The following is a 16,104-nucleotide window of genomic DNA, read 5'->3' as shown; positions in this document are numbered from 1 at the left end:
CGTTTTATGAAAGTTTCAGCTTATTTTATAAAATACTTCATGCATTTTGTGCATGAATCAACAGAATTCGCCTGGCGGCAATAACGCGGTGGTACCACCTGATACCATGCCGAACTCAGAAGTGAAATGCCGTAGTGCCGATGGTAGTATGGGGATTCCCCATGCAAGAGTAGGGAACTGCCAGGCAACATATATTGAAAATACACTTTCTTTACTAAGTAAGAATGGAGCGGTAGTTCAGTTGGTTAGAATACCTGCCTGTCACGCAGGGGGTCGCGGGTTCAAATCCCGTCCGTTCCGTTATCATTACCCCGTTAATATATAAATATTATTAAAATTTAAAAGATACTTATAATTTATTAAGTATAAAGTTTTATATTGTTTAGTATTTAATACTATATTATTATTGAGTTAGATATATAGGTAATAGCATAAAATTATATAATTTGATATTCTACAGAACAGCCTATTAAGAGCATTTTTCCTAAATAACAAAAAGAACCAAAAGCTACCTTTGAACTAATTTGATTTGTTACTAAAAAATATATTATTTAAGTGTAATAACTTTACTTTTAGTACATCTTGTTATTGGTATTTATTTCTTAAACTAAAACTTTTATTAAGATTAGCAAAATTAGCATTAATTACAGCTGATCCTTTACTTAATCTTGTATTTAATGATTTTTAAATTATGGTAATTAACATGCATATAATAAATTTTATTTTTTAATATTAGTGTTTATAAAAGTATATTAACTAACATATTGTCATTAGATACTAAATTTAAAATTATGGCTAGAAATTTTAATACCTAGAATAGTAAGTATATGAATGTAACTTATTATTTTGTACGTGAAATGGTTTTACATTAAGTTAATTTTCATAATGATTATCGCCGTAAAGCATTTGATCGACCTTTGAATTTTGGTTTTTACCGAAATATGATGGTTAGTTTATCCATGATTACATATGATTACATATGATTACAAAAGATTCATTAGCTAACATTTAAAATTAAAAAATTATATATAATATAGTTAATAACTATGATAATATTATTAAAAAATATATTTAAGATGCTTTTGTATCTATTTTTTTATATGCGTCAGTATAATAGTAAAAAAAATACATTTTAATATTTTTATTAAAATTATAGTATATATTAATGAGTTGGATAAAAAATTTAAAAAATTTAAAAAATATTTTTATTTGTATGTCAGTTGCATATATTTTAAAATCTTTTAATTTTAATCAAAAAACAACTATAAAAAATGAAACCTGCTAAAACACAGCAAATGCTTATTGCACCACGGTCTTGGAGCGATATACCATGGGGTAACCATTTTTGCGAAGCTCTGACACAACAATTAAAGCCATTTCTAGTTAAGTTATATGGATTTCATATGCTTAAAATTGGTTTACTAAGTGCAGAAATAAATACAAGTCAATGTAATATATCGCATCAAATTAATATAGGGAATGAAGGTGATGTATTGCAAGTTATTGCTAACACTACACAATTACCATTCGATTCTAAATCAATTGATGTTTGTCTTTTAGCCCATACTTTAGCTTGGAGTCAAGATCCACATATGGTACTACGTGAAGTAGATCGTGTACTAATCGATGATGGATGGATCATTATAAGTGGATTTAATCCTTTTAGTTTATTAGGACTTAGTAAAGGAATTCCAGGTTTTTATCAACGTATACCATGGAATGGAAGAATGTTTAGTCAATTACGTCTTCTTGACTGGCTTAGTCTTCTTAATTATGAAATAACACACTGTATGTGCTGTCAAGTATTACCATGGTATAAGCAAGAAAGAAGGAAAATAATGAATAAACATTTACTATCAGTTTTCGGTTGTTTAAATATTGTAGTAGGTCGTAAACGTACGTTCCCATTAATACCTCTTAGAAATAAAAAAAATCTAAATACAACAACAAAAATGCATGCACCTATTAATGCTACTAGTCAATGAATATAATCATTAAGACAATGTATAAAAAGACAATGTATAAACTTTAAATAAGTTAAAAAAAATTATCGTTTGCGATATCCTATATCATCTAAAGATGGATTATTTGCAGCACTGCGTGCCATTGCATCGCATCTTTCATTTTCTAAATTACCATCATGACCTTTTATCCATTTCCATTGAATTTTATGAATACCAAGCATAAAATCAAGTCTTTTCCATAAATCAATATTTTTAACTAATTTATTATTAGCTGTCTTCCAGTTATATTTTTTCCAATTTAAAATCCAATGTGTGATTCCTTGACGTAAATATTGGCTATCTGTATTGATAATAATATTACATGGATTTATTAATGATTCTAGTGCTATTATAGCTGCCATTAATTCCATTCTATTGTTAGTAGTGAGATAATAACCAGTACTAAACATTTTTTCATAATGACTATAACGTACAATAGCTCCATAGCCACCAGGACCAGGATTACCAAGACAAGAGCCATCAGTAAATATTAATATGTTTCGTAACATTATTAGTATACTTATTGTTAAATAATTTAATATATAGTTAATCGTATGAAGAAAATAAATAACAGGCAAATTGTTTTAGATACTGAAACTACAGGTCTAAATACTGTAGATTCCGAAGTTCATCATCGTATTATTGAAATTGGTGCTGTTGAAATTATAAATAGGCATCTAACTGGTAATAATTTTCATGTTTATCTCAAACCTAATCGTTTAGTAGATCCAGAAGCTTTCATAATTCATGGTATTTCTGATGAATTTCTTTTTGATAAACCTCAGTTTTTTAACGTGGTCGATGAATTTTTAGATTATATAAGAGGTGCTGAGTTAGTAATGCATAATGCTGCATTTGACATTGATTTTATTAATTATGAAGTTAGTTTATTAAAACGTAATATAAATAAAATAGAAACATTTTGCCAAATTACAGATAGTTTAGCTATAGCTCGAAAAATATTTCCTGGTAAGCGTAATAGTCTTGATGCATTGTGTATTCGTTATGAAATAGATAATAGTAAACGTACTCTTCATGGTGCATTACTTGATGCGGAAATTCTTGCTGAAGTATATCTAGCAATGACAGGTGGTCAAACATTGCTAGCTTTTTCATTAGAAGACGAATCTTTAACTTTTCAAGTAAATAATTATATCAAACCTATTAAGAGACCAAAATCGGATTTATGTATAGTGAATGCTAATAAGCAAGAAATAATTGAACATGAAAATCTATTAGATATAGTACAAAAAAATAACGGTAAATGTATTTGGCGTAATTTTAAATATTAATATATGTAAGGTATAATTATGTTATTTAATATTTATCAGAACATTTTATATTGGTTTCTTCTTTAGTAGCTAACCAATAATAAAATGTTATACTTATTATAACACCGATAAACCAACTAAAATTAGCTACTATCTGTAATAATGGGATAAAATTAATTAATAAACAAACACCAACTGATGGGATCAATGTAGCAATTGCTTTTAAATTAAAACCTTCATAATACCAATATTGTCCTTTAGGAGTAGCATTAAATAGATCATCTATAATAACTTTACCGTGTTTAATAAAATAAAAATCAGCAACTAAAATACCAAATAATGGACCAATAAAAGAACTAAGTATATCTAATGTATAATGAATTAATTCTGCTGACTGGAATAAATTCCAAGGTGTTAGTATTACAGAACCTACAGCAGAAATCATACCACCAGTACGAAAACTAATTTTTTGTGGAAAACAATTAGAAAAATCAAATGCTGAAGATACAAAATTTGCCACAATATTAATTCCAATAGTTGCAGTAATTATTGTTAATAGGGCAAGTGTTATTGTTAGATCATTACCTATTAAGCTTACTGTTTCAATTGGATCCGTAATCATACGACCAAATAATGACTGTGTACCTGATACTATAATTACTGTAATAATGGAAAAAAAAAGAAAATTAAATGGTAGGCCCCAGTAATTACCACGATTAATTTCACGCATACTTTTCCCATAACGGGAAAAGTCACCAAAATTAAGTATTGGTCCAGAAAAATATGAAACAATTAATGCTATTGCAGTAATCATTTGCCAAAATTGTTCATAAATACTTAAGTTCTTACTAGCAAGAAAAAAAGATATTCTATTAAAGCCAGTTTTATATAAAATCCAGCATGCTAATATTAGCATTACTAAATAAACTGCAGGACCAGACACGTCAATAAAATTTTTAATAACATTTATACCATGCCAAAAAACTATAAATTGTAAAAACCAAATTATACCAAAACAAAACCAACCAAATATTGATAAACCTAACCAACTACTTTGTGTCATGCTATTAAATGAAGGAAAAAACTTTAATAAAACTAACATAAGAGCATTAGATGCTAAATATGTTTGAATTCCATACCAAGTAAAAGCAATTAAACCACGAATTATTGCAGGGATATTTGCACCAAATACACCAAATGCTTGGCGCGAGATTACTGCGTATGGTACTCCCGATATATAACTTGGTTTAGCAATCAGGTTAGCACAGATTTGTACAATATAAATTCCCAATATTAGACAAATAATTACTTGCCAACTAGTTAAACCAAGTGTAAATAAACTGGCAGCTACTACATAACCACCCATACTATGTACATCAGACATCCAAAAAGAAAAAATATTATACCAAGACCAATTTTGCTCACGTGTTGGTGCAAGATCTTTATTATATAAGCGTGGACTATACTTTGATAAGCTATTAGAAGCCTGTTCTGTGGAAGATATTTTAATACTATTTAGCATAAATTCTGCTCTTCTCTATATTATAATCATTAGATTAATACTGCAGGATCTAGGCCAAGGTTATTTTTGTATACATTAAAGCAATGCTAGATATAATAAATAATATTTAAATAGATTTAATCAAAAGTATTAATTCATTGATATTAATATGAATTAATTTTATAAAAATAGATAACATATATCAGCATAAAAATATTTGATTTAAATTATTATAAATTAATACATTGAATCCATATTTGTTAATTTCGTCAATATTTAATATTGAAATTAAATTTCATATAATATTGTATGATTATAGTGCATATTCTGCACTTATTTTTCAATAATAGTGCAATTATGTTAAATATTACATAAAAATAATTAATACTTTTTTCCTATTTTAGAACATTTAATTTTTAATTAAGAAGAAACAATATAATTTTATTATGTAAATATTATAAATGTTTTATTACTATATTAAAGATTTAGTCTATATCTTTAATAATTTATTTATTCCTTATGACTAGACTACTTATTAGTGTACATAATTATTACTATAAATATTATTCAATCTATTTATAAATAGAAAATTCTTCAATACTAATAAAAGATTTATAATCTGATTTTTATCATATTTTGAAATTCAATTATAAAAATAAATATTCTTAATTCTTCTTGTCTTTTATTAAAGGAATTATACTATTATGAAGATAATTCAAGTAATAAACCCTAATACTAACTTAGAAATGACATCAACTATAAGACAAGTAGTATCATCGATTGTAGAACCGAATACTAAAGTGTTAGTAGTATGTTCAGAGTATGGTGTTGCCTCAATAGAAGGTCACTTTGATGAAGCTATAGCTACGTTTGGTATTTTAGAACAAGTAAAAATTGGAATAAAACAAGGAGTGCAAGGTCATATTATAGCTTGCTTTGGTGATCCTGGATTATTAGCAGCCCGTGAAATAGCAAAAGGCCCTGTTATTGGGATTGCTGAAGCAGCAATGCACATTGCTACTATTATAGCAACACGATTTTCAATCGTTACTACTTTGCCTCGTACTTTCATTATTATTCGTCATCTTTTACAGCAGTATGGTTTCACACAGCATTGTGCAAGATTGCATTCTATAGACCTGCCTGTTTTAGACTTACAAAATGGTAATGGACTAGCACAAGAACAAGTACGTCGTTGTTGTATTAAAGCAAAGCGTAAAGATGGTATTGGTGCAATTATTTTAGGGTGTAGTGGCATGGCTCCGTTATCTCAAACTCTAACTAAAGAATTAGATATTCCAGTTATCGATGGCATAAGTACAGCGGTAAAAATATTAGAAGGATTAATAACATTAGGTTTGGGTACTAGCAAATATGGTGATCTAAACTTTCCTTTAAAAAAAACAATTACAGGAATCTTTCATCATTTTAATTAATTATTCAATAATTTTTCATTAGGTAATTATAATGAATCTTTTTATTAAAAATAAAGAATTTTTTAATAAAAAATATCCTCGAGATCTTATAGGATATTCAGATTATCCTCCTCATGCGCAATGGCCAAATAATGCACAAATAGCGATACAATTTGTTCTTAACTACGAAGAAGGAGCAGAAAGTAATGTATTGCATGGAGATATTAAATCTGAAAAATTTCTTTCCGATATAATTAATGCTAATAGCTACGCTAATAGTCGTCATATGTCAATGGATTCATTATATGAATATGGTGCGCGAGCAGGTTTTTGGCGTATTCATAAAGAGTTTAAAATACGAAAATTACCATTAACTATATTTGGTGTAGGAATGGCATTAGTTCGTAATCCTGAAATTGTTGAGACAATTAAGTCAGCTGATTATGATATAGTCAGTCATGGTTGGCGTTGGCTCGATTACCAAAATGTAAATGTAAATATTGAACGTCAACATATACAACAAGCTGTCAATACTTTACTTAGCTTGTTTGGCAAAAAACCTACTGGTTGGTATACTGGACGAGATAGTCCAAATACACGTCGATTAGTAGTAGAACATGGAGGTTTTATTTATGATAGTGATTATTATGGAGACGATCTACCATTTTGGACAAAGGTAGTATGCGAAGATAGTACACTAAAAACACATTTAATTATTCCTTATACGTTGGAATGTAATGATATGAGATTCGTTATGTTTCAAGGTTTTAATACTGCAAATCAATTTTATAATTATTTATGTGATACATTCGATGTTTTATATAAAGAAGGAGAAATTGCACCTAAAATGATGTCGATTGGTATGCATTGTCGAATATTAGGTCGACCAGGTAGATTTATTGCTTTACAGCGTTTTTTAGATTATATCCAAAAATATGATAAGGTATGGATCTGTACGAGACAACAGATAGCTGAACACTGGATGAAAAAATTTCCTATTCTAAATAAAAAATAATATCATCTTTTTATTATTGCAGTTATATCAAGAAAATAAATCTTTTAGATCACTTATAATGTTATTTCATAAAACTTATTTGAGCAGCTACAATACGCCAACCACATAGCATTCTAACCCAAGTTTGTTGTTGCCTGCCTATTTTACCAATTCCCTTACGTGTAAACTCTGTACTACAAACTGCGTAATTATCACCAAAAGTATTAATAATAGTATTGTGTAAAGTACGTTCTAATTCTTTTAAAGATCGCCTCTTACGAAAAGTTCTTATTTGTTGAATTCCATATAAATTCTCTGTTAAACCTAGCCGTACAGTACGTTTATCGTGCCAAAATAATTCGTCTAGTACTTTAATATTATTATTTTTTAATGCCTGCTCGTAACGATAGAAAACATCAGTTACTTCAGCGATAATCGTTGGATTATTAATTTGTTCAAATGTAATTTGAAGCATTATATTAATATACTTTATGAAAAGTAAGATTACTTTTTTCTAATATATATGCAGCACGTAATACTACATCTTCTCTAAAAGGAGCTCCAATTAATTGTAAACCAATAGGTAAACCACTATTTGTTAGTATAGGAACAGTACATACAGGTAGTCCTATTAAAGATATCGGTTGTGTTAACATACCCATGTTGATACGTATAGATAAATCTTGACCATTAATATGAATGTTTTTTTGTCCAATAAAAGGGGCACAACATGGTGTAGCCGGAGCAATTAATAAATCAAAATTCTTAAATAAGGATAGAGCTCGCTGATGAAAATAACGACGGAAACGTTGTGCTTGTATGTACCAAGTAGATGGAATCATAGCACCTGCTAGCAATCGTTCACGAGCATGTGGCTCGAAACGAGTTGAAGGTGTATTCTGTAATGCTGGTAAATATTGATTACCACTTTCTGCTGCCGTAATAATAAAGGCTGCTGTACGCGCTAATTCAGCATCATCTAATATTGTTTCTTCTTTTATATCTAATACTTTTGATGCTGTAGATACAGCAGAATACGTTTCATTTGTACACCAAGTAGAAAAAAAACCCCCCAGTATAGTACTACGTATTGCTTTAAGCTTGATCTTTAATAAATTACTTATAAAAGAAGGGTTTTTAGCTATTTGAAATGGATCATTAACATCCGTACCTTGTAATCTGTCATATACTAGTGTTAAATCTTCTACTGAACGAGCAAATATGCCAATGTGATCAAGACTAGAAACAAATGGATGAGTTCCACTACGTGATAAGCGACCAAAAGTTGGTTTTAAACCGAAAATGCCACATAATGATGCAGGTACTCGAATTGAACCATTGGTATCAGTACCCAATGAAAAATGTACTAGCCCAGATGCTACTGCAGCAGCTGATCCACCAGATGATCCTCCAGTAATTCGTGATAGATCACATGGATTACATGTTGCACCATAATAACTGTTTTCATTTGTAAATCCATAAGCATAGGCATCCATATTCAACATACCTGTAAGTAATGCTCCAGATTTATTTAATTTATTAACTACCCAAGCATCTTTACATGCCTCTGGACGATCGCTAAATAAATGTGAACCAACTAATGTGGTATACCCTATTACATCAAAAAGGTTTTTGACAGCGTAAGGGATAGCAGCTAATGGAGGTAATTTATCACCTATTTGAATTTGTCGATCAATTATTTTTGCTTCGTTTAACATCCGTTGATGAGTTATTTCTGTCCAAGCATTAATTGATGGATTATATTTTTCAATACTTAATAAAGTATGTTGTGCTATTTCATATGCACTAATTTCTTTTATTGCTAATAATTTTTGTAAGTCGTTAATAGATAAGGTTGTAAGTTTCATGGATGAAAAACTCCTGCTACTTCAATTCGCTCATCTAACTTCATAGACATGAGTGGTTCTACTATAGAAGCAATATAATTAAATTGAATCAACAACTCAGCACGTTGTATATCATCTAACTTTAACATTAGAATCTTTTCCATTTGATTAATATAAATCATCCAATCAATTTGTGAATGCATGAAATTCTCCGATTAAAAACCAACGGCACTACCATTACTACGTACATCAAAAGCTCCTTCTAACATACCATTTTTATGTCTTATGATTGCACCTGCATGTCCAACTATTTCACTAAAATTTTTAAGTAATTCAATTTTATGTCCACAATTACATAAATGTTGTATTGTTTTTAATGTAATACGATCTTCTACTTTAAGGGAATCTGATGATTGTCCCCAATGACGCCCTAATAACCAACGAGGAGCACTTATTGTTTGTTGAAGTGGTAAACTTTGAATAATATGCCTAGTAAAGATTGCTGCTTGTGTTTGTGGCTGTCCATCTCCTCCCATTGCTCCATATATCATAGTACGACCATCTTTAAGTCTAGCACCAGCTGCATTAAGTGTATGAAATGGTTGTTTTCTTGGTTCAAGTGCTAACAAATCTCCTTCTTGTAATGTAAATGTAGCACCACGATTTTGCCAAGTTATGCCAATATTAGGTAATACAATACCACTACCAAATTCATGATAAAGACTTTGAATAAAAGAAACCGCTAAATTGCTATTATCTATTATTCCCATCCATACTGTATCTCCTCCTGGTCTAGATATCGCTTTCCAAGGTTCTGCATTCGTATCATTGATCTCTGATGCTAGTACATCAAGTTCGGATTTATTAAGTAAAGATTGGATATTAATATCAATATGATGGGGATCAGTTATATATACATCACGTAATAAAAAAGCTTTTTTCGTTGCTTCAACTATACGATGGATCGTTTCAGCTTCATTTGCATCCTGCATATTAAGGCGATCAGTAATACCTAAAATCGCTAAAGATACCAATCCTTGAGTTGGAAGATTCATGTTCCAAATATCACCTTTGCTATGTAATAGATGTAGTGGCTTACAGCGACTAGCACGTTGACTTTGTAAATCTTCTAATATAATCGGCATACCTAGTACTTTCATCTCATTAGCTATACTATTTGCTAGTTTACCTCGATAAAAACTATCTAAACCGTGTTTAGTAAGCAAGTATAGTGTATTTGCTAGCATTGGTTGAACAAAACAACTACCAGTTTTAGGTATATAACCATTTGGCAAAAAAGTTGAAGCAAAGCCAGGTTGATATTGTAACTGATGTATTTTCATAGCAGTTGCAGCCTCTTGGGATGCAGTAACTGGCATACCATGTGCAGCATAACGAATCGCATCTCTTAGTAAACGTGATATTGATAATGGTGGTGTATTGTTTATTTCATATGATAACGTTAATGCTTCATGCCAACTACTTACAGTACCAGCTACAGTAAGAGCAGCTTTTGGTCCATAATATGGAATATGTCTTTCATCTTTATAAAAATTACGATCTGCTAATGAACCTGCTGCACCAGTACCGTGAATTGATATAGGATCATCATGAGGCGGTATTATGAGCCAAAATCCATCACCACCTAATCCGTTCATATGTGGATAAACTACAGCGATAGTAGCTGCTGCAGCAACCATTGCTTCAATTGCATTTCCACCTTCACGTAGTACTGTAAGAGCACTTTCACTAGCAAGATGATGTGGAGTAACTACCATAGCTAATGGAGCCATATTACTATGTATCATAAATCACTCTTTTTTTTTAAGCATTAATATTACATAAAGAAGAGTCGTTCTATGTAGATAAAAATCTATTTAAATAATTTTAATTAAATTACTCATCTAATAAAAATAAAAATAAAAATAAAAATAAAAATAAAAATAAAAATAAGTAAGTTACTTAATATAAAAAATATTAATTTTTAACTTAATAAGATTAATATTATAGTTAAAAAATATTTTAGTTTTCATTTACTATTCAATAATAAATTGCAGTAATAATAATAAATTATTAACTTATATTAACAACTATTCTTATTATTTATATATAATATTTGATTAATTAATATTATATATATTTCTAATAAAAAGCGTATATTAATGACCCTATATAATAGGATAATAGTCTTATCTAAATATTTAAAAATAATTAATAATACAATATATATTTTTTATTATTATATAATAAATTCTTGAATATAAATATTGTTTTTATATTTCATTATGTAATTTACAAACTAGTATAATTAAATACATTGATACTTATTATACTAATATTATTTTTAGTATCTTATTAAAATAATAATGGGATATTTAAATTCAATAGTATATTTGAGGAAGAAATAAATTCTAATTTTATACCTGTACCAGGTACTAGAGTTAAGGTATTTTTCTTTCATAAAGATTGTATTAATTGATTAAATAAAAAATATAAAATTCAATTATGAGATTTAATCAATTAAAATCATTAAAAATAAAATTTTTCATCTAAAAATAAATAGTAGTTACTCAAATATTTTAATTTTTTACTATGCATAACATTATTCTGTATAAGATTTTATCTTTAGTACTGCTCTATATATTAAAGTCTATTAAAGATAAATATTATAATTCTATAAAGTTTAATTTATTTAAAATACAATAACTTAAAAAATAAAATAGATAAAAAGTAAATATATACTGCTATTCATTAGTATGTTTCATAGTATTGTGTACCTCATCATATGTAGTAATTATCAAATTATTATAGATAATAGTTTTATAATCAAAATATTTCTTTAATAAAACAAAAATCTACAGATTTAGTATTTAACTTATTAAAGTAAATCATAGTAGTAACTAGAGTAATTATTTCGATTTAAATAGTATTAATTCTTGTTGCTCATGAAATTCATTTCCTTTATCTAAGGTAATATATACTTTTAAAGTGTATATAGTGAATTCCTATACGAATAAAATGATATTAATTTTTTAATTGCATATTATTAATAGAAAAATTTATTTTAATGATTTATGTCTAATAAATGGTCTATAAGGAATAATTATGGAGATTAGGAATTTTTTCCAAATAAATCCACCGCAGCGTTTACTAATGGGTCCAGGTCCTATTAATGCAGATCCACGAGTATTACGAGCTATGTCAACTCAACTTATTGGACAATATGATCCGGCTATGACTAATTATATGCATGAAGTAATGGAATTATTTCGTACTGTATTTTGTACAAAAAATCGCTGGACTATATTAATTAATGGCACTTCTCGTGCAGGAATTGAAGCTATACTTTTATCATCTATACGTCCAGGTAATAAGGTATTAGTTCCGATATTTGGACGATTTGGTCATTTATTGTGTGAAATTGCTCGTCGTTGTCGTGCAAAGGTATATACTATTGAAGTACCATGGGGTGAGGTATTTACTCCAGATCAAATTGAAGATTCTATTAAGCGCATAAAACCAAATATGCTATTAACAGTACAAGGTGATACCTCAACTACTATGTTACAACCATTAGCTGATTTGGGTGCAATATGCCAAAAATATGGAGTTCTTTTTTATACTGATGCTACTGCATCTATAGGTGGAAATATTTTAGAAACTGATATCTGGAAGCTTGATGCAGTTTCAGCTGGTATGCAAAAATGTCTTGGTGGTCCTTCTGGTACATCTCCTATTACTATTAGCTCTCAAATGGAATCTATAATTCGTAAACGGACTTGTGTAGAAGCTGGTATTCGTACTGATAAACATATAGATGGTAAGGATGAAATAATTTATTCTAATTACTTTGATCTTAATATGATTATGGATTATTGGGGACCCGAACGGCTTAATCATCATACAGAAGCTACTACTGCATTATTTGGTGCTCGTGAGTGCGCTCGTATACTTATTCAAGAAGGATTAGATGAAAGTATTACACGACATAAATTAAATGGAGATGCACTAATGGAAGGTATTAAACATATGAATCTTAGTATTTTTGGTGATTTATCTCATAAAATGAATAATATTATTGGTGTTATTATTCCCAATGGTATTAATGGGGATAAAGTGCGTCAATTAATGTTAGAAGATTTCGGGATTGAAATTGGTACTTCTTTTGGATCATTACACGGTAAAGTATGGCGTATTGGTACTATGGGTTATAATGCTCGTAAGGAATGTGTAATGCAAACTCTTTCTGCTTTAGAAGCAGTGCTAAATTACTTAGGGTTTCATACAACTCAAGGTGCAGCTTTACAAGCAGCTTGGAATCATTATGAAAAGAGAAGCTACATATGCAACATCTAATGTTTATGAGCAATAAAGAAGCTTATTCTTCTGCTGTACGTACCATATCTCGTTGTAATTATTTAGCTAAAATTAGTGAAAGTGATACAGATGGATTAACTAGACTTTATTTATCGCAAGAACATCTACTTGTTAATAAATGTGTTGGAAAGTGGATGCAAGAAGCAGGTATGAAAGTATGGCAAGATGCAGTAGGTAATATTTGTGGACGTTATGAATCAGTAAAATCAGGTGCTCCTATATTATTGCTTGGATCGCATTTAGATACAGTACGTAATGCTGGCCGTTACGATGGTGTATTGGGTGTTATAAGTGCTATCGAGATTATACAATGGTTACAAGATCATAAACAACGTTTACCATTAGCTATTGAAGTTATTGGTTTTGGTGATGAAGAAGGTACTCGTTTTGGTATTACATTGCTTGGTAGTAAAGCTCTAACTGGAAAATGGTCAGAAAAATGGATTCATTGTTCCGATATGAATGGTATTACTTTAATGGATGCAATGAAAAACTTTGGATTAAATATACAAAATATTGATAAAGCAAAGCGTAATACAAACGATATTATTGCTTACCTAGAGTTACACATTGAACAAGGACCTTGCCTAGAGCAAGAAGAACTAGCACTTGGAGTAGTTACAGCGATAAACGGTGCACGTCGATTGAATTGCTATTTCATAGGAGAATCTGGTCATGCAGGTACTGTTCCAATGCTTCATCGTAAAGATGCTTTAGTAGCAGCTGCTGAATGGATCTCTTATATAGAGAAGTGTACAAAAGAAATAGATTCACATTTAGTAGCTACTGTAGGTATGCTTGACTGTTTACCCGGGGCAGTAAACGTTATTCCTGGAAAAATAACATTAAAACTTGATATACGTGGTCCACAAGATAATAAAATTGAACAATTATTATCTATGATTTTAAATCAGGCTCAAGCAATTGCTTTATATCGTAGTTTACAGTTTAATTTTACTGAATATTATCGTATAGATTCAACTAAGTGTGATGCTAGGTTAACACAAACTTTAATTAAGTCAGTAGAAAGTATTCAAGGTCGTAGTATACAACTACCAAGTGGTGCAGGTCATGATGCGATTGCTATTGCTGAACAATGGCCAGTTGGTATGTTATTTATAAGAAATTATAAAGGTATTAGTCATCATCCAAAAGAATCGGTAAAAATTGAAGATATTGCACTTGGATTACAAGCATATTTACTAGCAATAGATCAAGTCTCTAGATCTTTATCTTAAGGTAATAAGAATTAAATTTACTTTATTAAAAATAATATTAAACGTATATTTGATTTTATTAATATAAAAATAACTCAATAATCAATTGATAATTATAAAATATTTTTATTTTAAACTAAAATTAATTAATACTTAGTTTTATATTAGAAAATATCTAAGAAAATCAACCAATAAAATTTAGAAAAAATATTTAAAAAATAATTACTGATTTTTTTTGAATGAATGACATTCATATCATATATAATAAATGTTTAATATGTTAATTATTATATATATTATAATAATAATTTAAAATAAGATATTTTATTGAAGAAGGTTCTTGGATTATGTATTAAATATAGAGTATTAATGTAATTTATTTATATTTTGATTATATCAAAAATATCTTATTAAGAAAACTATAGATAAAGTAATAAATTATTATTTTCCCTTAATTATTAACTTATCGTACTTTAATATATAATATATATAAATTATTTAATTTTAGTATCATTTATATAACTAATTCTTTTATAAAAAATATAATTTTTACTTTTTTTATAGGATTTATTTATGTATCACGATATTATCAGTTCAGAATTAAATGAAGCAGCTGATCTTTTAAATACTTTTCTCAGCAATGAATTATATATTGATAATATTAATCGTGCAGCAATTGTATTAGCAAATAGCTTCAAAGTAGGAGCTAAAGTATTTTCTTGTGGTAATGGCGGTTCACACTGTGATGCCATACACTTCGCAGAAGAATTGACTGGGCGTTATCGTAAAAATCGTCCTGGATATCCAGCAATTGCTATATCTGATGTATGTCATTTGTCTTGTGTCAGCAATGATTTTGGTTATGATTATATCTTTTCACGTTATATTGAAGCATTAGGATGTAAAGGTGATGTACTTTTAGGTCTATCAACTTCAGGAAATTCAAATAATATTATTGAAGCAATTAAAGCAGCTCGTTTAAAAGATATGAAAGTGATTATTCTTAGTGGAAAAAATGGAGGTAAGATTGCAGGTAGTGCAGATATTGAAATTTGTGTTCCTTATTTTGGTTATGCAGATCGTATTCAAGAAATTCATATTAAAATCATCCATATTTTAATACTATTAATTGAGAAACAAATGGAAAGATATAAAGTAATTTAATTATTGGTTAATAAATTTAATTTATTAATTAAAATAAATTAAATTTAAAATCAAATATTAAATTTTAAATCAAATAAAGAAACCAAAATATTTGTCGATTAAATTAAACTAATTTAAAAGTGTATTTTAATGTTGATCACATTCCGATACGTATAATATAAATTAAATTTACATAAATGAACAATATCTTTATTATGCGTTTAAAATTATCAACGCATAAAGTAAATTAAAATTACTTAAAATAATCTAATTTTTTTATTAAATTAAAATATTTTATAATTGTTAATTAATATAAATATTCATAATTTATTATAT

The 16,104-nt window shown here is 28.5% G+C and carries 13 protein-coding genes, 1 tRNA gene and 1 rRNA gene; 9 read left to right on the top strand and 6 right to left on the bottom strand.

What is annotated here, in order from left to right:
- Positions 1 to 70 precede the first annotated feature (70 nt).
- From rrf to FD728_RS02485, 3 genes are all read left to right on the top strand, one after another.
- Positions 71 to 186, top strand: a 5S ribosomal RNA gene (gene rrf / locus FD728_RS02495).
- Between the two features lie 40 nt (positions 187 to 226).
- Positions 227 to 300 (top strand) — tRNA-Asp (locus FD728_RS02490).
- 971 nt (positions 301 to 1,271) lie between these two features.
- On the top strand, positions 1,272 to 1,985 hold the full coding sequence (locus tag FD728_RS02485) for a class I SAM-dependent methyltransferase (protein ID WP_159934432.1): 714 nt from the start codon (positions 1,272 to 1,274) through the stop codon (positions 1,983 to 1,985).
- Between the two features lie 62 nt (positions 1,986 to 2,047).
- Here FD728_RS02485 and rnhA read toward each other — a convergent pair whose 3' ends face one another.
- Positions 2,048 to 2,512, bottom strand: a complete 465-nt coding sequence (gene rnhA / locus FD728_RS02480) for a ribonuclease HI (RefSeq protein ID WP_159934430.1) — start codon at positions 2,510 to 2,512, stop codon at positions 2,048 to 2,050.
- Positions 2,513 to 2,557: 45 nt separating this feature from the next.
- Here rnhA and dnaQ point away from each other — a divergent pair, with 45 nt between their 5' ends.
- Positions 2,558 to 3,295, top strand: coding sequence for a DNA polymerase III subunit epsilon (gene dnaQ / locus FD728_RS02475; RefSeq protein WP_159934428.1), 738 nt, complete (start codon positions 2,558 to 2,560; stop codon positions 3,293 to 3,295).
- 25 nt (positions 3,296 to 3,320) lie between these two features.
- Here the strand turns inward: dnaQ and FD728_RS02470 are convergent, their stop codons facing one another.
- Positions 3,321 to 4,796, bottom strand: coding sequence for an NCS1 family nucleobase:cation symporter-1 (locus tag FD728_RS02470; protein WP_159934426.1), 1,476 nt, complete (start codon positions 4,794 to 4,796; stop codon positions 3,321 to 3,323).
- A gap of 683 nt (positions 4,797 to 5,479) precedes the next feature.
- Between FD728_RS02470 and FD728_RS02465 the strand changes: the two genes are divergently transcribed.
- Both FD728_RS02465 and puuE read left to right on the top strand, forming a co-directional pair.
- On the top strand, positions 5,480 to 6,211 hold the full coding sequence (locus FD728_RS02465; protein WP_159934424.1) for an aspartate/glutamate racemase family protein: 732 nt from the start codon (positions 5,480 to 5,482) through the stop codon (positions 6,209 to 6,211).
- A 31-nt stretch (positions 6,212 to 6,242) separates the two neighbouring features.
- Positions 6,243 to 7,205 carry an allantoinase PuuE gene (gene puuE / locus FD728_RS02460; protein ID WP_159934422.1) on the top strand — a complete coding sequence of 321 codons (963 nt, stop codon included), beginning with the start codon at positions 6,243 to 6,245 and terminating at the stop codon, positions 7,203 to 7,205.
- A gap of 61 nt (positions 7,206 to 7,266) precedes the next feature.
- On the opposite strand, the gene hpxZ is transcribed toward puuE, so the two are convergent.
- The 4 genes from hpxZ to FD728_RS02440 are packed head-to-tail and all read right to left on the bottom strand — an operon-like array spanning position 7,267 to position 10,839.
- Complete coding sequence (gene hpxZ, locus FD728_RS02455) at positions 7,267 to 7,659, bottom strand: oxalurate catabolism protein HpxZ (RefSeq protein ID WP_370516244.1); 393 nt, start codon at positions 7,657 to 7,659, stop codon at positions 7,267 to 7,269.
- Between the two features lie 4 nt (positions 7,660 to 7,663).
- The gene (locus FD728_RS02450; RefSeq protein WP_159934420.1) at positions 7,664 to 9,052 is read right to left on the bottom strand and encodes an AtzE family amidohydrolase; all 1,389 of its coding nucleotides are present in this window, start codon (positions 9,050 to 9,052) and stop codon (positions 7,664 to 7,666) included.
- Positions 9,049 to 9,234, bottom strand: a complete 186-nt coding sequence (hpxX, locus tag FD728_RS02445) for an oxalurate catabolism protein HpxX (protein WP_159934418.1) — start codon at positions 9,232 to 9,234, stop codon at positions 9,049 to 9,051. The genes FD728_RS02450 and hpxX overlap by 4 nt, the downstream gene beginning before the upstream one ends.
- A gap of 12 nt (positions 9,235 to 9,246) precedes the next feature.
- The gene (locus FD728_RS02440; RefSeq protein ID WP_159934416.1) at positions 9,247 to 10,839 is read right to left on the bottom strand and encodes a gamma-glutamyltransferase family protein; all 1,593 of its coding nucleotides are present in this window, start codon (positions 10,837 to 10,839) and stop codon (positions 9,247 to 9,249) included.
- Between the two features lie 1,297 nt (positions 10,840 to 12,136).
- Between FD728_RS02440 and FD728_RS02435 the strand changes: the two genes are divergently transcribed.
- The 3 genes from FD728_RS02435 to lpcA all read left to right on the top strand — a co-directional run bounded on the left by FD728_RS02435 (position 12,137) and on the right by lpcA (position 15,789).
- A complete protein-coding gene (locus FD728_RS02435) occupies positions 12,137 to 13,387 on the top strand; it encodes an alanine--glyoxylate aminotransferase family protein (protein WP_159934414.1) in 1,251 nt (416 codons plus the stop codon).
- Complete coding sequence (hpxK, locus tag FD728_RS02430; RefSeq protein ID WP_159934507.1) at positions 13,387 to 14,646, top strand: allantoate amidohydrolase; 1,260 nt, start codon at positions 13,387 to 13,389, stop codon at positions 14,644 to 14,646. The genes FD728_RS02435 and hpxK overlap by 1 nt, the downstream gene beginning before the upstream one ends.
- A gap of 552 nt (positions 14,647 to 15,198) precedes the next feature.
- A complete protein-coding gene (gene lpcA / locus FD728_RS02425) occupies positions 15,199 to 15,789 on the top strand; it encodes a D-sedoheptulose 7-phosphate isomerase (protein ID WP_159934412.1) in 591 nt (196 codons plus the stop codon).
- Positions 15,790 to 16,104: the final 315 nt, after the last annotated feature.

This window comes from Pantoea sp. Aalb, assembly GCF_009829985.1.
GTDB lineage: Bacteria > Pseudomonadota > Gammaproteobacteria > Enterobacterales > Enterobacteriaceae > SZZU01.
Note: the sequence above shows the minus strand (reverse complement) of the source record. Positions and strands in the feature narration are given on the sequence as shown.

Coding starts and splice junctions, on each gene's coding strand:
- hpxZ (WP_370516244.1), bottom strand. CDS start 7,659: ATGCTTCAAATTACATTTGAACAAATTAATAATCCAACGATTATCGCT.
- FD728_RS02485 (WP_159934432.1), top strand. CDS start 1,272: ATGAAACCTGCTAAAACACAGCAAATGCTTATTGCACCACGGTCTTGG.
- hpxX (WP_159934418.1), bottom strand. CDS start 9,234: ATGCATTCACAAATTGATTGGATGATTTATATTAATCAAATGGAAAAG.
- FD728_RS02435 (WP_159934414.1), top strand. CDS start 12,137: ATGGAGATTAGGAATTTTTTCCAAATAAATCCACCGCAGCGTTTACTA.
- lpcA (WP_159934412.1), top strand. CDS start 15,199: ATGTATCACGATATTATCAGTTCAGAATTAAATGAAGCAGCTGATCTT.
- FD728_RS02450 (WP_159934420.1), bottom strand. CDS start 9,052: ATGAAACTTACAACCTTATCTATTAACGACTTACAAAAATTATTAGCA.
- rnhA (WP_159934430.1), bottom strand. CDS start 2,512: ATGTTACGAAACATATTAATATTTACTGATGGCTCTTGTCTTGGTAAT.
- hpxK (WP_159934507.1), top strand. CDS start 13,387: ATGTTTATGAGCAATAAAGAAGCTTATTCTTCTGCTGTACGTACCATA.
- FD728_RS02440 (WP_159934416.1), bottom strand. CDS start 10,839: ATGATACATAGTAATATGGCTCCATTAGCTATGGTAGTTACTCCACAT.
- FD728_RS02465 (WP_159934424.1), top strand. CDS start 5,480: ATGAAGATAATTCAAGTAATAAACCCTAATACTAACTTAGAAATGACA.
- puuE (WP_159934422.1), top strand. CDS start 6,243: ATGAATCTTTTTATTAAAAATAAAGAATTTTTTAATAAAAAATATCCT.
- FD728_RS02470 (WP_159934426.1), bottom strand. CDS start 4,796: ATGCTAAATAGTATTAAAATATCTTCCACAGAACAGGCTTCTAATAGC.
- dnaQ (WP_159934428.1), top strand. CDS start 2,558: ATGAAGAAAATAAATAACAGGCAAATTGTTTTAGATACTGAAACTACA.